The sequence below is a fragment of the Pseudarthrobacter ribosi genome (assembly GCF_055412865.1).
Genome location: NZ_JBVAYZ010000020.1, coordinates 1 through 21684, shown reverse-complemented (window position 1 = coordinate 21684; position 21684 = coordinate 1). Strand labels below are relative to the sequence as shown.

The 21684-nt window shown below is 67.5% G+C and carries 19 protein-coding genes and 1 pseudogene; 17 read left to right on the top strand and 3 right to left on the bottom strand.

The window, feature by feature from the left end; genetic code table 11:
* Positions 1-2: 2 nt before the first annotated feature.
* The 13 genes and pseudogenes from ftsW to dnaE all read left to right on the top strand — a co-directional run.
* Positions 3-1340, top strand: a pseudogene (gene ftsW / locus ACZYZ5_RS16595) (putative lipid II flippase FtsW); the annotation flags it as partial.
* A 255-nt stretch (positions 1341-1595) separates the two neighbouring features.
* Positions 1596-2753 (top strand): undecaprenyldiphospho-muramoylpentapeptide beta-N-acetylglucosaminyltransferase, encoded by a 1158-nt coding sequence (murG, locus tag ACZYZ5_RS16590; RefSeq protein ID WP_463903170.1) that lies wholly within the window; start codon positions 1596-1598, stop codon positions 2751-2753.
* 4 nt (positions 2754-2757) lie between these two features.
* Positions 2758-4173 (top strand): UDP-N-acetylmuramate--L-alanine ligase, encoded by a 1416-nt coding sequence (murC, locus tag ACZYZ5_RS16585; RefSeq protein ID WP_463903168.1) that lies wholly within the window; start codon positions 2758-2760, stop codon positions 4171-4173.
* The gene (locus tag ACZYZ5_RS16580) at positions 4166-5029 is read left to right on the top strand and encodes a cell division protein FtsQ/DivIB (protein WP_463903166.1); all 864 of its coding nucleotides are present in this window, start codon (positions 4166-4168) and stop codon (positions 5027-5029) included. Before murC ends, ACZYZ5_RS16580 begins: the two co-directional genes overlap by 8 nt.
* A gap of 201 nt (positions 5030-5230) precedes the next feature.
* Positions 5231-6451: a cell division protein FtsZ gene (gene ftsZ, locus ACZYZ5_RS16575; RefSeq protein WP_463903164.1), complete on the top strand. Its 1221-nt coding sequence runs from the start codon at positions 5231-5233 to the stop codon at positions 6449-6451.
* 99 nt (positions 6452-6550) lie between these two features.
* Positions 6551-7351, top strand: a complete 801-nt coding sequence (locus ACZYZ5_RS16570; protein ID WP_463903162.1) for a purine nucleoside phosphorylase YfiH/LACC1 family protein — start codon at positions 6551-6553, stop codon at positions 7349-7351.
* A 20-nt stretch (positions 7352-7371) separates the two neighbouring features.
* Positions 7372-8118, top strand: a complete 747-nt coding sequence (locus tag ACZYZ5_RS16565; protein WP_463903160.1) for a YggS family pyridoxal phosphate-dependent enzyme — start codon at positions 7372-7374, stop codon at positions 8116-8118.
* 87 nt (positions 8119-8205) lie between these two features.
* On the top strand, positions 8206-8736 hold the full coding sequence (locus ACZYZ5_RS16560; protein WP_463903158.1) for a cell division protein SepF: 531 nt from the start codon (positions 8206-8208) through the stop codon (positions 8734-8736).
* A 138-nt stretch (positions 8737-8874) separates the two neighbouring features.
* Positions 8875-9183: a YggT family protein gene (locus ACZYZ5_RS16555; RefSeq protein ID WP_463903156.1), complete on the top strand. Its 309-nt coding sequence runs from the start codon at positions 8875-8877 to the stop codon at positions 9181-9183.
* A gap of 149 nt (positions 9184-9332) precedes the next feature.
* A complete protein-coding gene (locus ACZYZ5_RS16550) occupies positions 9333-10019 on the top strand; it encodes a DivIVA domain-containing protein (RefSeq protein WP_463903154.1) in 687 nt (228 codons plus the stop codon).
* Between the two features lie 137 nt (positions 10020-10156).
* Positions 10157-10741 carry a signal peptidase II gene (gene lspA / locus ACZYZ5_RS16545; protein ID WP_463903152.1) on the top strand — a complete coding sequence of 195 codons (585 nt, stop codon included), beginning with the start codon at positions 10157-10159 and terminating at the stop codon, positions 10739-10741.
* Complete coding sequence (locus ACZYZ5_RS16540; protein ID WP_463903150.1) at positions 10731-11798, top strand: RluA family pseudouridine synthase; 1068 nt, start codon at positions 10731-10733, stop codon at positions 11796-11798. Before lspA ends, ACZYZ5_RS16540 begins: the two co-directional genes overlap by 11 nt.
* 93 nt (positions 11799-11891) lie before the next feature.
* Positions 11892-15449: a DNA polymerase III subunit alpha gene (gene dnaE / locus ACZYZ5_RS16535; protein WP_463903148.1), complete on the top strand. Its 3558-nt coding sequence runs from the start codon at positions 11892-11894 to the stop codon at positions 15447-15449.
* A 252-nt stretch (positions 15450-15701) separates the two neighbouring features.
* Here the strand turns inward: dnaE and ACZYZ5_RS16530 are convergent, their stop codons facing one another.
* On the bottom strand, positions 15702-16160 hold the full coding sequence (locus tag ACZYZ5_RS16530; RefSeq protein WP_463903253.1) for a flavin reductase family protein: 459 nt from the start codon (positions 16158-16160) through the stop codon (positions 15702-15704).
* 208 nt (positions 16161-16368) lie between these two features.
* Here ACZYZ5_RS16530 and ACZYZ5_RS16525 point away from each other — a divergent pair, with 208 nt between their 5' ends.
* From ACZYZ5_RS16525 to nrdR, 3 genes are all read left to right on the top strand, one after another.
* Entirely contained in the window at positions 16369-17052 is a 684-nt protein-coding gene (locus tag ACZYZ5_RS16525; RefSeq protein WP_463903147.1) for a hypothetical protein, read from the top strand.
* 9 nt (positions 17053-17061) lie between these two features.
* Complete coding sequence (gene hisD, locus ACZYZ5_RS16520) at positions 17062-18453, top strand: histidinol dehydrogenase (RefSeq protein ID WP_463903145.1); 1392 nt, start codon at positions 17062-17064, stop codon at positions 18451-18453.
* 134 nt (positions 18454-18587) lie between these two features.
* Positions 18588-19079 carry a transcriptional regulator NrdR gene (nrdR, locus tag ACZYZ5_RS16515; RefSeq protein ID WP_354348997.1) on the top strand — a complete coding sequence of 164 codons (492 nt, stop codon included), beginning with the start codon at positions 18588-18590 and terminating at the stop codon, positions 19077-19079.
* Between the two features lie 161 nt (positions 19080-19240).
* On the opposite strand, the gene ppgK is transcribed toward nrdR, so the two are convergent.
* Both ppgK and map read right to left on the bottom strand, forming a co-directional pair.
* Positions 19241-20044, bottom strand: coding sequence for a polyphosphate--glucose phosphotransferase (ppgK, locus tag ACZYZ5_RS16510; protein ID WP_463903143.1), 804 nt, complete (start codon positions 20042-20044; stop codon positions 19241-19243).
* 89 nt (positions 20045-20133) lie between these two features.
* Complete coding sequence (gene map / locus ACZYZ5_RS16505) at positions 20134-21012, bottom strand: type I methionyl aminopeptidase (RefSeq protein WP_463903141.1); 879 nt, start codon at positions 21010-21012, stop codon at positions 20134-20136.
* A 69-nt stretch (positions 21013-21081) separates the two neighbouring features.
* Between map and ACZYZ5_RS16500 the strand changes: the two genes are divergently transcribed.
* The gene (locus ACZYZ5_RS16500; RefSeq protein WP_128081649.1) at positions 21082-21249 is read left to right on the top strand and encodes an SPOR domain-containing protein; all 168 of its coding nucleotides are present in this window, start codon (positions 21082-21084) and stop codon (positions 21247-21249) included.
* Positions 21250-21684 lie beyond the last annotated feature (435 nt).

Below are 21684 nucleotides of genomic sequence, written 5' to 3'. Positions count from 1 at the left end.
CAATGGTCAGCACGCCCACACGTAACCCAGCGGCCGCACCGGCCGCAACCAAGGCGCCCGCCGCGAAGTCACCGGCAGCGAAAGCCTCAGCAACCGGCCCGCAGGCGGCCGTCCGGAAAGCGCGGGGCTGGTACCGGTCCTTCTGGTCCGCCCTGGAGGGAACCGGGACGTCCCGCAACGGCTCCACGTACTACCTGATCCTGGGATCAACCCTTGCGCTGACGGCCATCGGCATCATGATGGTGCTGTCCGCTTCCAGCGTCGAAGCCATCGCGGCAGGGGAGTCGCCGTACACCGCGGCCCTGAAACAGGGGATGTTCGCCGGGATCGGCCTGTTCTGCATGTTCCTGCTCTCGCGGGTCAATGTTGTCTGGCTCAAGCGCGGCGCCTGGATCGCCATTCTCGCGGCGTTCGTCCTGCTCGGGCTCGTGCTGCTCGTCGGGCGCAGCGCCCTCGGCAACCAGAACTGGATCGACATCGGGCCCTTCACCTTCCAGCCTTCCGAGGCGGCAAAACTGGCCCTTGCGCTGTGGATGGCCACCGTCCTGGACCGCAAGGCCAAGCTGCTGTCCCAGGCCAAGCATGCGCTGATCCCCGTGGTGGTGCCGGGCGCCGCCGGAGTGATCGGGCTCATCCTCATGGGCAACGACCTCGGCACCGCCATGATTGTCATGATGATCACGGGCGCCGCCCTGTTCTTCGCCGGAGTGCGGCTGTACCTGTTTGGCATCGCGGGGATCTTCCTCGCCGCGGCCACCGCCGTCCTGGCCATCACGAGCCCCAACCGTGTGTGCCGCATCCTGTCCTGGACCGGGCAGACCTGCGCGGACGGCTCCGACCTGAACTACCAGTCGACCAACGGCCTCTACGGGCTCGCCTCCGGCGGATGGTTCGGGGTGGGCCTGGGCCAAAGCCGGCAGAAGTACAGCTGGATCCCGGAAGCCCACAATGACTTCATCTTCGCCATCATCGGCGAGGAGCTTGGACTCGTCGGAACCCTGGTGGTGCTGGTCCTCTTCGCCATCCTCGGCACCGCCATCTACCGCGTGGTCGTGGCGCAGAAGGCCATGTTCCACCGGGTCCTGGCCGGCACCATCATGGTCTGGCTGCTCGGCCAGGCGACGGTCAACATGGCCGTGGTCACCGGGCTGGCCCCCGTGGTGGGAATCCCGCTCCCGTTCATTTCCTACGGCGGCTCGGCGCTGCTCATGTCGCTGTGCGCGATCGGCGTAGTCTTGTCACTGGCCCGGGCGCAGATGGCACCAGGCCTGCAGCCCAAACGGCTGTTCAGGTTCGGCCCGGCCGGACTCGCGGCGTCCCTGCGGAAGCGGACCGCGGCAGGAAGGCCCGGCAAACCCGGCAAAACCGGAAGGCCCGGCAAACCGGGCAAAACCGGAAGGCCCGGCAAACCCGGCAACGATCCGGCTGCCGAGGCCACCGCGGCCCGGAAGGGCAACGTCAAGGCGGCGACCGGAACACCGGCCAACGTCAAGGCGGCCAGCGGAACACCGGCCACCGGAGCACCGGCTGCCGGACCACGGACCGCACGAACACCCGCCCCCAGTAATCCCGCACGAAAGCGTAAATAGGTTTCCATGAATACCGATCCCTCTTTGTCCGTCGTCCTCGCCGGCGGCGGAACAGCCGGGCACATCAGCCCGCTCCTGGCCATCGCGAATGCCCTCCGCGAGGCCCGCCCCGGGGTGCGGCTCCTGGCCGTCGGAACACCCGGCGGGATGGAAGCCCGGCTGGTCCCGGCCGCGGGACTGGACCTCGCCACCGTCAGCCGGGTGCCCTTTCCGCGCAGGCCTTCAATGGACCTGCTCCGGCTCCCTGGCCGGCTGGCCGGCGCGGTGAAACAGGCCGGCGTCATCCTCGACGAGGCCAAGGCCGATGTCCTGGTCGGCGTGGGCGGGTACGTCTGCACGCCCATGTACCTCGCCGCCTGGCGCCGGAAAATCCCCATCGTCATCCACGAGGCGAACACCCGCCCGGGACTGGCCAACCGCGTGGGAGCACGGCTGGGCGGACACGTCGCCGTGGCCTTCGCCGCCACCAGGCTGGGCGCCTCCCGGCATGTCGGCATGCCGATGCGCAAAGAAATCTCCGGCCTTGACCGGACCGCAGCCAGGACCGCGGCACGGGCCGCCCTCGGCCTGGACCCGGACCGTCCGGCCCTGATTGTCACCGGCGGCTCCTCGGGCGCCCAGAGCATCAACCGCACCATCGCGGCATCGGTCGGCCTCCTTGCGGAGGCCGGCATCCAGACCCTGCACCTCACCGGACGCGGCAAGGCAGTCCACGACGCCGAGGGCAAGCCCCTCGCGGCCCCCGGCTACCAGCAGCGCGAATACGTCGACGGCATGGAAACCGTATACGCCGCGGCAGACCTGCTGCTGGCCCGCTCCGGGGCCGCGACGGTCTGCGAGGTCGCCGCCGTCGGCCTGCCCGCCGTCTTCGTTCCGCTGCCGATCGGCAACGGCGAACAGGCGCTCAACGCCGCCGGACTCGTCGCCGCGGGAGGTGCCCTGCTCGTGGAGGACAGCACGTTTTCGCCCGACTGGGTCCGGGAGCACATTATCCCGCTGCTCCAGGACCGAGACAGGCTCGCCCGGATGGCGGCCAGCGCCGGACAGCTCGGCATCCGGGACGCTGACCAGCGCATGGCCGGCCTCGTCCTTGACGCGGCGGCCTCGAAGACGGCAAAGCCGTTGAAAGCCAAGCCCCCGACGCAGCACAGCAGGAAGCGGTAACGGAATGACCCAGCCCGAACACCAGCACGCCCCCGCGGCGGCCCGCACCGGGGAAGAACTCGGCCGGGTGCACTTCATCGGCATCGGCGGCGTCGGGATGTCCGCGGTGGCCCGCATCCTGGTGGCCCGCGGCCTGCCGGTCAGCGGCTCCGACGCCAAGGACCTGCCGGTCATGGCCGACCTGGCCGCCGCCGGCGCCCGGATCTGCGTCGGCTACGACGCTGCCAACCTGGGCGACGCGCAGAGCGTGGTCGCCGGTTCTGCCATCCGCCCGGACAATCCCGAGCTGGCCGCGGCCCGGGCCGCCGGACTGCCCGTGCTGCACCGCTCCGAGGCCCTGGCGGCCGCAATGGCCCAGGACACCGCCGTCACCGTGGCCGGAACGCACGGCAAGTCCACCGTGACATCGATGATCACGGTCCTCCTGCAGGGCGCCGGCCTGGACCCGTCCTTCGCCATCGGCGCGAACGTCCCGGCGCTGGGCGTTAACGCCGCCAGCGGCAGCTCGCCGGTCTTCGTCGCCGAAGCGGACGAATCCGACGGCTCCTTCCTGAACTACCGCCCGCAGATCGCCGTCGTGACCAACGTGGAGCCGGACCACCTCGACTACTACGGCACCGCCGAGGCCGTCTACGCCTCTTTCGACCGCTTCACCGCCCTGCTCCCGGCCGACGGCGTGCTGGTTGCCTGCGCGGACGACGCCGGCGCCCGCGCCCTTGCCCTGCGGACCGTGGAGCGCGGCAACACGCGCGTTGTGCTGTACGGCACCGGCGATGTCGCCCAGGTTGTGCTGCACGACGGCGGCCCGGGGGACGTCGCGATCACCACCGCCGCCGGACGCTTCCCCCTCAAGCTGCACGTTCCCGGCCGGCACAACGCCCTGAACGCCGCGGCCGCCTTCGCCGTCGCCCTGGAACTGGGAGTGGACCCCGGCAGGGCCGCCGGGGCCCTGGCCAACTTCACGGGGGCGTCGCGGCGCTTCGAATTCAAGGGCGAGGGCCGCGGGGTCCGGGTCTATGACGACTACGCCCACCACCCCACCGAAGTGCGGGCTGCCCTGTCCGCAGCCCGGTCGGTGGCCGGCGGCCACAAGCTGCACGTCCTCTTCCAGCCGCACCTGTTCTCCCGGACCCGGGAATTCGCCGCGGAGTTCGCCGCGGCGCTCAACACCGCCGACACCGCACTGGTCCTGGACATCTACCCCGCCCGCGAAGATCCCATTCCGGGCGTCAGCAGCCAGCTGATCGCGGCGCACCTCGGCTCCGGCGGCCGGCTCGTCGGGCCGGGCGACGAGGCTGTACAGTCCGTCGTCTCCGCCGCCGCGCCGGGGGACATCGTGCTCACGGTCGGAGCCGGCGACGTCACCGCTTACGGGCCGCTGATCGTCGCCGCCCTGAACAACGGCGCCCACGGTGCCTAGCACGCGCCGACCCAGCTACCGGGCGGGCGCACGCCGGCCGCCCGCGGCGCGCGGGGAGTCGGGGTCTTCCGACGTCATCTCCGCCTCCAAGGACAGTCCGGCCAGCGGCCACAGCAACGCCCGGCCGGCCCCGGACAACGTCCTGTCCTTCCCGGAGCCGAAAGCAAAACGCCGCAGGCGCATCCTGCAGGGCACCATCGCGGCCCTGGTGGTGCTGGTCGGGGGCATCCTTGCCGCCGCCGTCTACTCGCCGGTCCTGGCCGTCCAGACAGTCACCGTGGAGGGGACCAAACTGCTGACGCCGGACCAGGTCCGGACTGCCCTCGCGCCGCTGCAGGGCAAGCCGCTGCCACAGATCAGCGACAATGACGTGACAGCCCTCCTGCAGCCGCTGGTCCAGGTCAAGAAGGTAACCGCCGAGGCCCGCCCTCCGTCGACGCTTCAGGTCACGGTGACCGAACGCGTGCCGGTGGCGTTGGTCAAACAGGGCGGGGAGCACCAGCTCGTCGATGTCGACGGCGTGAAGCTCAGCGACACCGCCGACCCGGCCTCGATTCCGCTTCCGGTGATCGACGGCGGAGGGGGCACCCTGCCCAAGGACCTGTTCCATGCGATCACTGGCGTGCTGGGGGCCCTGCCGGCAGATGTGCTGGCCAGGCTCTCGAACGCCTCGGCGAAGTCAGTGGACGCCGTTGAGCTCAAGCTGGTCGACGGCCAGACGATTGTCTGGGGCAACGCGGGGGAGAAGGAGCTCAAGGCAAAGGTCCTCGAAGCCCTGCTGAAGGCACCCGCGGACCCCAAAAACCCGGTGCGGACCTACGATGTCAGCGTGCCGCGGCACCCGGTCACCCGATAGCCGCCGATCAGTTCCGGGAAGCTATTTCCGGTAATACCGCGACACGCGGCGCCGGTAATTGAATGTCCCCGGCATAGGAAATAGCGTCACAACATGAGTTACTTGACATAACTATAACCTTCAACTCGAAGGTTAGGGTTTAAAGCTTCAAGTCCGACTCCATCAGTTTTCGCAATAGAACACGAACAAGGGACACGTAACGTGGCAGCTCCGCAGAATTACTTGGCCGTCATCAAGGTCGTCGGCATCGGCGGCGGTGGCGTGAACGCAGTCAACCGCATGATCGAGGTGGGTCTTCGCGGCGTCGAATTCATCGCGGTCAACACCGATGCTCAGGCACTGTTGATGAGCGATGCAGACGTCAAGCTCGACATCGGGCGTGAGCTAACGCGCGGCCTGGGAGCCGGTGCGAATCCGGAGGTCGGCCGGCAGGCTGCAGAGGACCACGCCGAGGAAATCGAAGAGGTCATCCGCGGCGCGGACATGGTCTTTGTCACCGCCGGCGAAGGCGGCGGCACCGGCACCGGCGGCGCTCCCGTCGTGGCCCGCATCGCCCGTTCGCTCGGCGCGCTGACCATCGGCGTTGTCACCCGCCCCTTCACCTTCGAAGGCCGCCGCCGCGCCGGCTCCGCCGAAGCCGGCATCGACGCCCTCCGCGACGAAGTCGACACGCTGATCGTCATCCCGAACGACCGCCTGCTCTCCATCAGCGACCGCAACGTTTCCGTCCTTGACGCGTTCCGTTCCGCCGACCAGGTCCTGCTGTCCGGTGTCCAGGGCATCACCGACCTGATCACCACCCCGGGCCTGATCAACCTCGACTTCGCCGACGTCAAGTCCGTGATGCAGGGCGCAGGCTCGGCGCTGATGGGCATCGGCTCGGCCCGCGGCGAAGACCGCGCGGTCAAGGCTGCGGAGCTGGCCATCGCCTCCCCGCTGCTGGAAGCATCAATCGACGGAGCCCACGGCGTGCTGCTGTCCATCCAGGGCGGCTCGGACCTCGGGCTCTTCGAAATCAACGAGGCGGCCCGCCTGGTCCAGGAAGTCGCCCACCCCGAGGCCAACATCATTTTCGGTGCGGTCATCGACGATGCCCTCGGCGACGAGGCCCGCGTCACGGTCATCGCGGCCGGCTTCGACGACGTGAAGGCCACCTCGCCGTCCATGGACCAGTCCCTTCCGCAGTCGGCTCCGCAGCGTCCGGCAGCACCGGCAGCAGCACCGGCCCAGGCTCCCGCCTCGGCCCAGGTCCAGCCGCTGCACGCCACGGTCGGCGCCTCCGGCTACGGCGGCTGGGGCCAGCAGCGGCCGACCGCAGTCCCGGCAGACTCCGGCTTCGACGTCGACCTGCCGTCCGTCGTGGAGCCGGACCTGTCCGGCCGCCACTCCGACGACCTGGATGTCCCTGACTTCCTTAAGTAGATCCTGAAGCACCATGGCACTGCCGGATGGCAGTGCCATGGTGCTTTCTCGTAGGATCGAAGTTCTGCAAACAAGTTTGGCGACGATTTGGGGTTTTGAGTGTTCTCGTGGCGGGGGGAAGTCCGGCCCGGCGTGTGGGTGGCTTTCACCGACGCCGCCGCCGGCAACCTGGCGCTCCATGTCGGTGACGACCCGGCCGACGTCTGGCGCCGGCGCCGGGCCGTCGAGGCGGCGGTCGGGCTTAGCGGCCGGCCCTTCCAGTACATGAACCAGGTCCACGGCAGCAACGTCGCCGGCGTTGGTGCCGCCTCGGCGGCGGCCCGTGCCGGTGCCCTAACTGCCGGTGCACTGACTGCCGGTGCCCTAACTGCCGGTGCACTGACTGTCGGTGCCCCCACCGCCGACGCCATGGTGTCCTTTGGCGAACCCCTGGCCGTGATGGTGGCGGACTGTGTGCCGATCGTCCTGGTGGGGGACAGGGCCGGCGGGACAGCCCCTGTCCTGGCGGTGGTGCACGCCGGACGTCCCGGCGTAGCGTCCGGCGTCGTCCCGGCGGCGGTCGCGCGCATGCACGCGCTGGGCGCGGAGAGGCTCGGCGCCTGGATCGGCCCGTCCGTCTGCGGGCGCTGCTACGAGGTCCCCGGGGACATGCGCGACGACGTGGCCGCGCGGGTTCCCGCGGCCCGGTGCACCACCTCCCGCGGCACCCCTGGCCTGGACCTGCCGGCCGCCGTCCGCAGCCAACTGCAGGACGCCGGCGTCAGCGTCGAATACTCCGGGGGCTGCACCCTGGAAGACGCCACCCTGTTCTCGTACCGCCGTGACCCGAACACCGGACGATTCGCGGGACTCGTCTGGACCGGCGCCGGGCACTCCGACCGGGGACCCGTCGGTGAATGAGCAATCGAGTGAATGAGCGGATGACTGAACACGAGCCCGCACCCGGGCAGCACGATCCCCGGCTGGACCAGCTCCGCGTGGGGCTCGCCGCCGTCCGGCGGCGCATCGACACCGCCGTCGCGGCGGCGGGCCGCCAGGACCGGCCGCCCCAACTGATCGTGGTCACTAAATTCCACCCCGCCGACGACGTCCGGCGGCTCGCCGCGCTCGGCATCACCGACGTCGGCGAGAACCGGGACCAGGAGGCCGCGGAGAAAGCCGCCGCACTGGGCGGCCTGCAGCTCCGCTGGCACTTCGTCGGCCAGCTCCAGAGCAACAAGGCCAAGTCCGTCGTCAAATACGCCCACGCCGTGCACTCCGTGGACCGGCCGCAACTGGCGGGCGCCCTGGCCAAGGCCATGGCCGCCGAACAGGAACGAACCGGGCGGGCGCCGCTGGAGTGCTTCATCCAGGTCAGCCTCGACGACGACGCGGGCGCCCACCGCGGCGGCGCCCTTCCGGCGGACGTCCCGGCGCTGGCGGAACAGCTGGCCGCGGCGGAGGGACTCCGCCTGGCCGGCGTGATGGGAGTCGCCCCCTTCGGCGCGGACCCGGTCCCGGCCTTCGAGAAGCTCTCGGAGCTGTCCGCCGGGCTGGCCGCCGTCCATCCCGGTGCCACGGGCATTTCCGCGGGCATGAGCCAGGACCTCGAACAGGCCGTCCGGTTCGGGGCGACACACCTGCGCGTCGGCTCCGATATTCTCGGTCCGCGTCCGGCGTTACGGTAGGTTCAACGTATTGGAAGGTAATGGCGGGGTTCCAAGGCTACTTAGTCAAATGATCCGCCCGCTGACGGACACGATTAGGAGTCGACCATGGCCGGCGCTCTGCGCAAGACAATGATCTATCTTGGGCTCGCCGATGGCGACGAACACTATGAGTCCGAGCACCAAACATCGCACAAGGATGAGGACAATTCCATGGATCATGACCGCGAGGAACGCCGCGCACCGGCGCCTGTCCGCGAGGTCCCCAAGGAAGAGCCCTACGCCGCTGAAGAGGAATATCGCGCACCTGTGACACCCATCAAGCGAGCGGCATCAGGCCGTGAAGAGCACACTGGACTCCGCCAGATCACCACGATCCACCCGCGGTCCTATAACGACGCCAAACTCATCGGTGAAAGCTTCAGGGACGGCATCCCCGTCATCATGAACGTCACGGACATGGGTGAAGCCGACGCCAAGCGGCTCGTCGACTTCTCCGCCGGGCTGGTCTTTGGACTCCGCGGCAGCATCGAGCGGGTCACCAACAAGGTCTTCCTGCTGTCGCCGTCGTACGTTGAAGTCATCGGCGATGACAAGAAGGTCAGCGAGACACAGGCGAGCTTCTTCAACCAGAGCTAGTCAAGGATTCTTCCGACAGATGCCAGGCAAGGACACCTTGTCTGGCATCCTTGCTGAATTTTCCATGTTGAAATAGAGGCGTAACTATCAAGAGGACACTGCGGTATCCGGAATGAACATGGAGATATGAGTTAACTCATGGGAATTGTTTTCGGACTTGTCTATATCGCCCTGCTGTTGTTCTTTGTTGCCCTCATCATCCGGCTGGTCTTCGATTGGGTGCAGATGTTTGCGCGGAGCTGGCGGCCGCGAGGCGCGGCCCTCGTCACCGCGCACGCTGTGTATTCGGTCACAGACAAGCCCCTCAAACTGCTCCGTCGGCTCATCCCGCCGCTGCGGCTGGGGGGAATCTCCTTGGACCTCGGCTTCCTGCTGCTCTTCGTGGCGGTCACCATTGCCATGGCGGTAGCCAAGTTCCTGGTGTTCTCCCAGCCCGTCGTGGCGTAGCCGGGACGCGGACCCTGTCCGCAGCCACCAACAGATAGAAACTCCGGTTTGACACTGCGGTGTTGAATTAGAGTAACCAGACCATATTTAGGTACCGTAGTTTGATGGCCGAAAGGCCTACTGACTAACTAGACCAACGAGGTGACCAGATGGCTTTGACGCCAGAAGACGTTGTCAACAAGCGCTTTCAGCCGACCAAGTTCCGCGAAGGCTACGACCAGGATGAAGTTGATGACTTCCTGGACGAGATCGTCGTCGAACTGCGACGCCTGAACCAGGAGAACGACGAGCTTCGTAAGAAGCACGCCGAACTGGGCGCCGGCACGCCTGCCAGCTCCGCCGCCGCGGCTCCCGTCGTGGAAAAGGTTCCGGCACCCGTCAAGGCCGAGAAGGAAGACCGCGCCAAGGCAGAAGCCGAGGCCAAGGCCGCTGACGCTGCCAAGGCTGCTGAAGTAGCCAAGAAGAAGGAAGCCGAGCAGGCAGCCGCCCCGGCACGCACCGTTGCCTCCCCGGCAGCCGAGTCCGCTGCAGGCCTGCTGGCCATGGCGCAGCAGATGCACGACAAGCACGTCGCCGACGGTGAGCAGCAGAAGGACAAAATCATCGCCGAAGCGCAGATCGAGGCCAGCAGCCTCGTCAACGACGCCCAGGAGAAGTCCCGCAAGATCCTCGGCGCCCTCGAGCAGCAGCGCTCCGTGCTGGAACGCAAGGTCGAGCAGCTCCGCGGCTTCGAGCGTGACTACCGCTCACGCCTGAAGGCCTACATCGAAGGCCAGCTGCGTGACCTGGATGCCCGCGGCTCCGTCGCGGCCCCTGAGGTTGAAGCCAACAGCTAGGGCAATAAGCAAGTATTCTGAAAGCCGGTGGCTGAGGATTCCTCGGCCGCCGGCTTTTGGCATTAACCCCCGTTCCCCCGGCGGCCGTGCCAAGCACCAGCTCCCAGTCCCCGCACTGGCCCGTGAACGAAAGCCTTATGACTGACGCACCAACACCTGACGCCACGCAGCCCGCCGAGCCGGCCCACGATGGTCCCACCAAGCAGCGGCCGCGGCGTGCGCTGCTGCTCACGGTCTTCTTCGGCCTGGCGGCGTTCGCCTACGTCTTCGACCAGCTGACCAAACTGTGGGTTACCGGGAACATGACCGAGGGGGAGAGGATCCCCGTGCTGCCCCCGCTGCTGCACTGGTACTACATCCGCAACTCCGGCGCTGCGTTCTCGATCGGCGAGAACGTCACCTGGGTGTTCACCATCATCATGACGGCGGTCTCCATCGCGATCCTGCTGCAGCTGCGCAAGCTGGGGTCGCTCTGGTGGGCCCTGGCGCTCGGGTTGCTGCTCGGCGGGGCGCTGGGCAACCTCACGGACCGGCTGTTCCGCGAGCCCTCGTTCGCCATGGGCCATGTCGTGGACTTCATCCAGCTCCCCAACTTCGCGATCTTCAACATCGCCGACTCCGCCGTGGTGTCCTCCGTGGTGATCATCTGCCTGCTGACGCTGCGCGGGATCTCCCTGGACGGCACCCACCTGACGAAGGACACAGTGAAACATGACTCCTGAGCACAGGGCGCCTGAACACAACACGCCCGAGGACCTGGCCCCGGAAGACCTGGCACCGGCCGGTGCCCCGTCGGAGGACATCCTGCCCGAGGACGTCGACGACGACGCCGCCGACGGCGCCACGGCTGCCGCCTCCTACCGGTTTGTGGTGCCGGACGAACTGGCGGGAAGCCGGGTGGATGCCGGGCTGGCGAAACTCATGGACATTTCCCGCTCCCAGGCCGCCACCCTGATCGCGGAGGGCAACGTCATCAGCAAGGACAAGGCGGTCGGAAAGTCACTCAAGCTTGTCCCCGGCGCCGTGCTCGACGTCTCCGTCCCGGCACGCCGGGACCCCCTGGAAATTGTGGAGGAAGTAGTGGAAGGCCTGAACATCCTGCTGGACGATGACGAGTTCGTTGTCATCGACAAACCGGTCGGCGTGGCCGCGCACCCCTCCCCGGGTTGGGTGGGACCCACGGTCGTCGGCGGCCTGGCCGGCCTCGGCTACCGGATTTCCACGTCCGGCTCGCCGGAGCGCGCGGGCATCGTCCACCGGCTCGACGTCGGGACGTCCGGGGTGATGGTGGTCGCCAAGACCGAACAGGCGTACACCGCACTCAAGCGTGCCTTCAAGGAACGCACCGTGGACAAGGTCTACCACGCCGTGGTCCAGGGCCTTCCGGATCCGCTGGCCGGCACTATCGACGCGCCGATCGGCCGCCACCCGGGCCACGACTGGCGTTTCGCCGTGATCGAGGACGGCCGGGACTCCATCACGCACTATGAGGTCCTGGAGGCATTCGGGAAGGCCTCGCTCGTGGAAGTCCACCTCGAAACCGGCCGCACCCACCAGATCCGGGTCCACTTCTCCGCACTGCGCCACCCTTGCGCCGGCGACCTGACCTACGGCGCGGACCCGCGGCTCGCCGCCACGCTGGGACTCACCCGGCAGTGGCTGCACGCCCGGCAGCTGGGCTTCGACCACCCCCGCACGGGGGAGCGGGTCACGGTCACCAGCGAGTACCCGCAGGACCTGAGGTACGCGCTGGAGGTCCTGGAGTCCGGACAGGCCTGACACCCCTGCCGCGCCACCGGATGTGACCTGTCCGATCTGGCGGCGGCCGGAGTGCCGCACCGAAAGGTCCGCGCGCGGCACTAGAATGATTCGGTGACTTCCAGCAACGACTCGTTTGTCCATCTCCACAACCACACCGAGTACTCGATGCTGGACGGCGCCGCCCGGCTCAGTGAACTGTTCGACGAAACCGAGCGGCTCGGCATGCCGGCCCTCGCCACGACAGACCACGGCTACCTGTTCGGCGCCTTCGACTTCTGGAAACGCGCCACCGACCAGGGCATCAAGCCGATCATCGGCGTCGAGGCCTATGTCACGCCCGGGACGGCGCGCACGGACAAGACCCGTGTCCGCTGGGGCGAGGAGAACCAGCGCAAGGACGACATCTCCGGCGGTGGCGCCTACACGCACATGACGCTGCTCAGCTACAACAACGTGGGCATGCGGAACCTGTTCCGTGCCTCGTCGATCGCTTCCCTGGACTCGGTCTTCGGCAAATGGCCCCGGCTGGACCGTCAGCTGCTGAACACCTACTCCGAAGGCTTGATTGCCACCACGGGCTGCCCGTCCGGTGAGGTCCAGACGCGGCTCCGGCTCGGGCAGTACCGGGAAGCCGTGGAGGCCGCCGCCGAGTTCCGCGACATTTTCGGCGCCGAGAATTACTTCTGCGAACTCATGGACCACGGCCTGGACATCGAGCGGCGCGTCACCGGTGACCTGCTGCGCCTGGCCAAGGAACTGAACCTGCCGTTGGTGGCCACCAACGACCTGCATTACACCCACGAGCACGACGCGAAGGCGCACGAGGCCCTGCTGGCCATCCAGTCGGGCTCCACCCTGCTGGAGCCGACGTACGACAACGGCGGCTCGCGCTTCGCCTTTTCCGGCAGCGGCTACTACCTGAAGTCGCCGCAGGAGATGCGGGAGCTGTTCCGCGATCACCCGGAGGCGTGCGACAACACCCTCCTGATCGCCGAGCGGTGCGAAGTTTCCTTCAACACCGGCGCCAACTACATGCCCCGGTTCCCCTGCCCCGAGGGGGAGGACGAAACGTCCTGGCTGGTCAAGGAAGTCGACAAGGGACTCCAGTACCGCTATCCCAAGGGCATCCCGGACAAGGTGCGCACCCAGGCTGACTACGAACTGGGCGTCATCACGTCCATGGGTTTCCCGGGCTACTTCCTTGTCGTGGCCGACTTCATCAACTGGGCCAAGAACAACGGGATCCGGGTGGGTCCCGGACGTGGTTCGGGCGCCGGGTCCATGGTGGCGTACGCCATGCGCATCACCGACCTCGATCCGCTGCACCACGGCCTGATCTTCGAGCGCTTCCTCAACCCGGACCGCGTCTCCATGCCCGACTTCGACGTCGACTTCGATGACCGGCGCCGCTCCGAAGTCATCGACTACGTCACCCGCAAATACGGCGACGAGCGCGTCGCGATGATCGTCACCTACGGCACCATCAAGACCAAGCAGGCGCTCAAGGACTCCTCGCGCGTGCTGGGCTACCCGTTCAGCATGGGCGAGCAGCTGACGAAGGCCCTTCCGCCGGCCGTGATGGCCAAGGACATCCCGCTGGCGGACATCCAGAACAAGGACTCCAAGCGGTACAGCGAGGCCGGTGACTTCCGGCAGCTGATCGCCACGGACCCCGAGGCGGCCAAGGTGTTCGAAACGGCGCTCGGCATCGAGGGCCTGAAACGCCAGTGGGGCGTCCACGCGGCCGGCGTCATCATGTCCTCGGACCCGATCATCGACGTCATCCCGGTCATGCGCCGTTTTCAGGACGGCCAGGTCATCACGCAGTTCGACTACCCGACGTCCGAGGGCCTCGGGCTGATCAAGATGGACTTCCTCGGGTTGCGGAACCTCACGATCATTTCCGACGCCCTCGAGAACATCAAGATGAACCGCGGCGAGGACCTGGACCTGGAGGCGCTGGAACTCGACGACACGGCGTCCTACGAGCTGCTGGCCCGGGGGGACACCCTGGGGGTGTTCCAGCTCGACGGCGGACCGATGCGCTCCCTGCTCAAGCTCATGAAGCCTGACAACTTCGAAGACATCTCCGCCGTGCTGGCCCTTTACCGGCCCGGGCCCATGGGCGCCAACGCGCACACCGACTACGCCCTGCGCAAGAACAAAATCCAGGAAGTCATCCCGATCCACCCGGAGCTGGAGGAGCCGCTCTCCGAAATCCTTGGCGGCACCTACGGCCTGATCGTGTACCAGGAGCAGGTCATGGCCGTGGCGCAGAAGCTCGCCGGCTACACCCTGGGCCAGGCCGACATCCTGCGCCGCGCCATGGGCAAGAAGAAGAAATCCGAGCTGGACAAGCAGTTCGCCGGCTTCTCCCAGGGCATGCAGGACAACGGCTACTCCATGGCCGCGGTCAAGACCCTCTGGGACATCCTGCTGCCGTTCTCCGACTATGCCTTCAACAAGGCCCACTCGGCCGCCTACGGCGTGATCTCCTACTGGACCGCCTACCTCAAGGCCCACTATGCGCCCGAGTACATGGCGGCCCTGCTCACCAGCGTCGGGGACGACAAGGACAAGTCGGCGATCTACCTCAACGAATGCCGGCGCATGGGCATCACGGTGCTGCCGCCGGACGTCAACGAGTCCGCACTGAACTTCACCCCCGTCGGCACCGACATCCGCTTCGGCATGGGGGCCATCCGCAACGTCGGCGTCAACGTCGTCGAGGCCATGGTGGCCGCCCGGGACAAGGAAGGCGCCTACACGTCCTTCAAGGATTACCTGGTGAAGGTCCCGGCAGTGGTGTGCAACAAGCGCACCATTGAATCCCTGATCAAGGCCGGCGCCTTCGACTCGCTCGGGCACCACCGGCGCGCCCTGGCCATGATCCACGAAGAAGCGATCGACTCCGTCATCACGCTCAAGCGCAACGAGGCGATCGGCCAGTTCGACCTCTTCGCCGGCTTCGACGAGGCCGAATCCGAGGCCTCGCTGAGCATCGAGATCCCGGACCTGCCCGAATGGGAGAAGAAGGACAAGCTCTCCTTCGAGCGGGACATGCTCGGCCTGTACGTCTCCGACCACCCGCTGCAGGGGCTCGAGGGTGTCCTAAGCCAGCACGCCGACCAGTCCATCACCTCGCTCATCGCCGAGGACGGCCCGCACGACGGCACCATCGTCACGATCGCCGGCATGATCACCTCACTGAGCCGGCGGATCGCGAAAGCCAGCGGCAACGCCTACGCCCGCGCGGAGATCGAGGACCTGGGCGGTTCCGTCGAGGTCATGTTCTTCGGCCAGGTCTACGGCCCCATCGCCTCCGTGCTCGCCGAAGACCTGATCGTGGTGGTCAAGGGAAGGCTCCAGCGCCGCGACGACGGCGCCGTCGCCCTCAACTGCATGGAACTGTCCGTCCCGGACCTCAGCGAGGGCCTCAACGGCCCGGTGGTGATCACCATGCAGACCCACAAGGCGACCGAAGCGGTCGTGACCGAGCTCGGGGACGTGCTGCGCACACACCGCGGCAAGTCCGAGGTACGGCTGCACCTGCAGGGCGACTCCAGGGTGGAGATCATGGGCCTGCCCGTGCATCTGCGTGTGAACCCCAGCCCCTCCCTGTTCGGAGACCTGAAAGTGCTGCTCGGCCCGACCTGCCTGGACAGCTAACGCCGGACCGGCAGCAGCCAGAGCTGCCGGGTGTCGACCCGGACGCCCTGACAGCTGCGCTGAAGCACAATGTCGCCGGCGCCGTGCGAGTGACCCAGGCGTGCCCGCCCGGGTTGCTCTCCGCGCGGGAGCGGCCGCACCGGCCACTGGTGGAAATATCCAGCCAAATGTCCGGCGGGCCGTCCGCACCTTCGGGAAGAAACCCCCGCTTCCTCGAACTGGGTTCCCGCAGCGACCTGCCCTGGTAGGCGGTCAGATCTCGTAATCGAGCGGCGCCGGCTGGCCGTAGGCGCCGGAGTGGTAGAGCAGGGGAGCGCCGTCGGCGCCCGCCTCGCCTTCCACGACCTCGACCACCACCACGGCGTTGTTCTCGAAGGAGAGCCGCATCTGGACCTTGCCGATCAGCCAGCCCGCCACGTCATTCAGGATCGGCACTTCATGGGGCCCGAGCGTCCAGTGATCGCCCTCGAAGCGGTTGCTGGTGCGGGCGAAGCGGTCAGCCAGCGCCTGGTTCTCCAGCCCCAGCATGTGGACGCCGATGTAGGTGGTGTTGGCCACGGCCGGCCAGGAGCTGGAAGTGCGGGCCATGTTGAACGTGAACCGGGGCGGCTTCGCCGAGAGCGAGGCCACGGAGGTTGCCGTGAACCCGACAGGGGTGCCGTTGAAGTTGGCGGTGATGATGGCCACGCCGGCCGCATGCCGGCGGAACATTTCCTTGAAGGTTCCCTCGAAGGCTTGGTCCTCTGTGGCCACTGCGATCCAACTCCCTGCTGCACGTGTGTGATGTTCCTACCTGCCAGCGTATTGCCCCTGCGAACGGCGGCGGTACTTGTTTACCCGGACGCGTCATGTGGAACGTCACCGGCGGACGCACAGTGTCATGTGCCCCGCCGCGGTAAAGCTTGTTAAGGTTTGTTGCATGACACAGCCCGCAGTGCACGGCCAGGTCCCGCAGGATGCCCCGCAGGAGACTCCCCGGTCCCCGCTCCCGGGCTCCGGTCCGGACACTTCATCCGGCGGGCCGATGTCCGGCGGGCCGGTCCCCGACGCCGGCATCCGCGCCACGTCGTGGCGGAAGGCCGCCGTCATTGCCGCCGCCGGCATCCCGGTGGGGCTGCTCTGGTGGCTCCTGGCGCCCTCCGGGCTGAACCTGCTCTCGGGCAATCCGGAGCTGCGGAGCGGCGGCAACACGGAAGGGTGGCTGCCGCGGGATCTGGTGCTGGCGGGCCTGTTCCTGCTCGCCGGCTGCATTTCGGGCGCCGTCGCCTCCGGCAGCAAACACGACCCGCCGTCCGGCCGGGACGTTGTCCTCGCCGTGGGTGCCGGTGCGCTGGGCGCCCTCGCAGCCTGGGGGACCGGCGTCGTGTGCGGGCTCTGGTGGGGAACGCCCGAAGACACTTCGGCCAGCGCCAGCATTGCCTTCTCACTGCGGTCCTTGGCCGTCCTCGCGATCTGGCCCGCCGCAACCGCACTGACCATCTTCCTGAACACTGTCTTCACGACGCCGGAAGCCGGGCCCGGGGCCTGGCCACGCGGCCGCAGCGCCGCCCCGAACCGGCAGTCCCGAGGTAACAGGCGCGGGACCCGTCGGGGCTGCCCGTAAAATGAACGGGTGACCCCTTCAGCTGACAGCTCCGTGCCCGCCGTTACTGCGCCCCCGGTTCCCGCCGATCTCAACTTCCGCACCATCGACCTCCGCGGCCAGCGGCTGACCCTCGCCGGCCTCCGCGCCGCGGTGCCCCGGGCGCAGGCCGGCACCATGGCGGATGCCGAGCACAAGGTCCTGGACATCATCGACGCCGTCCGGACCCGGGGCTTCGAGGCGCTCAGCGAGCTTGCCCGGACCTTCGACGGCGTGGAGCAGTCGCACCCCCGGGTGCCCGCCGACGCGCTGACGGCGGCTCTGGTCGGGCTCGATCCCGCCGTGCGGGCCGCTCTGGAAGAGTCCATCCGGCGGGCACGGCTCTTCGCCGACGCCCAGCGGCCGGCGGACACCGACGTCGAACTAGGCGAAGGCGCGGTGGTCAGCCAGAACTGGGTCCCCGTGGCGCGCGTGGGCCTCTACGTCCCGGGCGGGCTGGCGGTCTACCCGTCCTCCGTGATCATGAACGTCGTCCCGGCCCTCGCCGCCGGCGTCGAATCCATCGCCCTGGCATCTCCGCCGCAGAAGGACTTCGGCGGGCTCCCGCACCCCACCATCCTCGCCGCGGCCTGCCTGCTCGGGATTGAGGAGGTCTACGCCATCGGCGGCGCCCAGGCGATCGCGGCCTTCGCCTACGGCATCCCCGCCGGGGAGGACCAGGCCGGGCTGGACCCCGTGGACGTTGTCACCGGCCCGGGCAACGTCTTCGTCGCCACGGCGAAGCGCCTCGTCAAGGGCGTCGTCGGCATCGATTCCGAGGCCGGCACCACCGAGATCGCGATCCTCGCCGACGCCACGGCACAGCCGAACCTGGTCGCGGCTGACCTGATCAGCCAGGCCGAGCACGACCCCAAGGCGGCGTCCGTGCTGATCACGGACTCCGAGGACCTCGCCGCCGCCGTCCGGGTCGAACTGGTGGGCCAGGCGGGAGCGACCAAGCACAGTGCGCGCGTCCGCGAGGCCCTCTCAGGCCCGCAGTCCGGCGTCGTCCTGGTGGACAACCTGGACCAGGGCATCGCGGCGTGCAACGCCTACGCCGCCGAACACCTGGAGATCATGACGGTCGACGCGGCAGTCGTCGCGGGCCGGATCCGCAGCGCCGGGGCGATCTTCGTGGGGGACTACAGCCCCGTCAGCCTGGGCGACTACTGCGCCGGCTCCAACCACGTGCTGCCGACCAGCGGCACCGCAGCGTTCTCCTCGGGGCTGAACGTGACCACGTTCCTGCGGGCCATCCAGGTGGTCAACTACACCCGGGCCGCCCTGGCAGAAGTCAGCGGCCACATCGTCAGCCTGTCCGGGGCGGAGGACCTGCCGGCGCACGGCGAGGCTGTCACTGCCCGGTTCCCGCAGGGCGCCTGACCACAACATGTAGTAATTACAGGCTTGTTATTCAGCTACATCTAGTCGTAAACTGATGGCGGAGCCAACCGCTCCGGCGATCCACGACGGCGATTACCGGCCGGCCATTCGCTTGCGACAGGGGAGGAAACGTCATGTACTGTCCGTTTTGCCGTAACCCTGATTCGCGTGTGGTGGACAGCCGGATCGCCGACGACGGTTCCGCCATCCGGCGCCGCCGGCAGTGCCCCGAGTGCGGCCGCCGGTTTACCACGGTCGAAACCACCAGCCTGACCGTGATCAAGCGCTCGGGTGTCGGTGAGCCGTTCAGCCGCAGCAAGGTCATCAACGGCGTCCGCAAGGCCTGCCAGGGCCGTCCCGTCACCGAGGACGACCTCGCGATGCTGGCCCAGGAAGTTGAAGAGGCGATCCGTGCCTCCGGCGCCGCGGAAATCGAGGCGCATGAAGTCGGCCTCGCCATCCTGAACCCGCTCCAGCGGCTCGACGAGGTCGCCTACCTGCGATTCGCGAGCGTTTACCAGGCCTTCGAATCCCTCGAGGACTTCGAAGCCGCCATCTCGCTGCTCCGCCATGAGGCCGAGACCAAGGGCCGGGAGGGCACGAGCCAGCAGAAGAGCGCGCTCTAGGGCCGTTCCAGGAGCGCCGGCTCCCAGACTCCGGTGGTGGCAACGGAGGGGAAGCCGCGGCCACCACCGGCACCACACAAGAAAGAGCTATCACTCCGGGTCGTTCCCAGCGTTTATAACGACCCGGAGTGATGGCTCTTTTTGACTACTTGGCGAGCTTGCTACTTAGCGAGCTTGTGTTTCAGCGCGATCTCGAGGGCGGCCCCGACGATGCCGGCGTCGTTCTTTAGCTCGGCCGGAACGATCGGCGTGCGCAGCTGCAGCCGCGGGAGGTATTCGTCGGCGCGCTTCGAGATGCCGCCGCCGATGATGAACAGTTCGGGGGAGAAGAGGAACTCCACATGCGACAGGTAGCGCTGGAGCAGCACGCTGTACTCTTCCCAGCTCAGGCCGTCGCGCTCACGGGCCACCGCCGAGGCCTTGCTTTCGGCGTCGAATCCGTCAATTTCCAGGTGGCCGAGTTCGGCGTTGGGGACAAGCTTGCCGTCGAAGATGAAGGCGGAACCAATGCCGGTGCCGAGCGTGATGACCAGCACGGTGCCCTCCACGAATTCGCCGGCGCCGTAGCGTGCCTCCGCGAGGCCGGCGGCGTCGGCGTCGTTGATGACCTCCACGGGCCGGCCCAGGCGGGCGGTCAGCATCGCGTCGATGTCCAGTTCCAGCCAGGACTTGTCGACGTTGGCGGCGGAGTGGACCACACCGTGCTGGATGATGCCGGGGAAGGTGACGCCCACCGGAGAGTCGGGGGCCGGAGCATCGGGCCGGGCGGACAGCTCCGCCACAACCTGGGCCACGACCTCGGCCACGGATTCGGGTGTGGAAGGCTTCGGGGTGGGCATGCGCAGGCGGTCACCGACCAGCTTCCCCTTCTTCAAATCCACGATCCCGCCCTTGATCCCGGTGCCTCCGATGTCGACGCCGATCAGCGGGGCGTTCTTCTTCAACTTCTCGTCCTTCTTGGCCAATGTGGTTCCGTTCGTGGCAGGGGGCGGGGCTAGGAGGGTGCGGCCCAGGGCCGACGGGCGAAGACCGGGATCTTCTGGTGGAGCGGGAATCAGGGAAGCGTCAGGACTTCGGCGCCGGACTCCGTGACAAGCAGGGTGTGCTCGAACTGGGCGGTGCGTTTGCGGTCGCGGGTCACGACGGTCCAGTCATCGGCCCACATGTCCCAGTCCACGGTGCCAAGCGTCAGCATCGGTTCGATCGTAAAGACCATTCCGGCTTCGATGACGGTGTTGTAGGCGGGGGCGGCGTCGTAGTGCGGGATGATCAGGCCGGTGTGGAAAGCCTCGCCCACGCCGTGGCCGGTAAAGTCGCGGACCACGCCATAGCCGAAGCGCTTGGCGTAGGACGCTATGGTCCGGCCGATCACATTGATTTCACGGCCAGGGGCAACGGCACGAATGGCGCGGGTCAGGGACTCCTGCGTGCGCTCTACGAGCAGCCGGGATTCTTCGTCGACGTCCCCGGCCAGGAAGGTGAAGTTGGTGTCGCCGTGAACGCCGCCAATGAAGGCCGTGATGTCGATGTTGATGATGTCCCCATCCCGGACCACAGTGCTGTCCGGGATGCCGTGGCAGATGACTTCGTTCAACGACGAGCACAGGGACTTGGGAAAGCCGCGGTAGCCGAGGGTGGACGGATAAGCGTTGTGGTCGAGCAGGAACTCGTGGCCAACCCGGTCCAACTGGTCCGTGGTGACTCCGGGCTGGATGTGCTTCCCGACCTCCACAATCGCCTGCGCGGCGATCCGTGAGGCGATGCGGATCTTCTCGATGGTCTCCGCCGATTTGACCTCGGAGCCCGTGAACTTGGCCGGTGCGGGCTTACCCACGTATTCGGGACGCGGGATCGCCGCCGGAACGGGTAGCTGCGGGCTGACGGCTCCCGGGACCAGGGTACCGATGGGTGCAGTCGAGGCTAGAGAAGGCATACATTGATCATATAAGGCGCGGCCGGAGGCAAATAAACAACGGCCAAGAAAATGAGCTGAGGAGCATCGATGCCGGAGTACTGGTACAACGTCAACACGCACGAAGTTGAAGAAGACGCCATGTCCGATTGGAGCCAGCTGATTGGCCCGTACAAGACGCGGGAAGAAGCTGAACACGCCCTCGAGAAGGTCAAGGCCCGCAACGAATCCTGGGAAAAAGGCGACGAGGACGACTAGGATCGATCACTCATATTGGAGCTGGCGCCAGTCAGGGCAAGGGTCCGCGAGGGGCGCTGTCCAGGGTGGATCCTCCGGGTCTGCGGCAGGGAATTCGTGCCCGGCCGTGAAGAGGTGCCAGTCAGGGAAGGGGTCCGGCGGCAGTTCCAGGTTGGGATCCCGGCCGGGGTCCGGGGGCAGGTCCAGGTCTGGATCCCAGCCGGGGACTTGGGGCAGGTCCAGTTCGGGATCCCAGCCGGGGTCCGGCGGCAAGCCCAGGTCGGGATCCCGGCCGGAGTCCGCGGGCAGGTCCAGGTCGGGATCCCGGCCGGGGTCCCGGGGCGGGCGTTCGTCTAGGTGTACTGTGCCGGGACGTTGTTGACACGTAGGGCTTGAAAACGAGGAGGACCTCCGGGCTAAGTGGAGCTGTCTAGTTCACACACTTTGCACACGGAG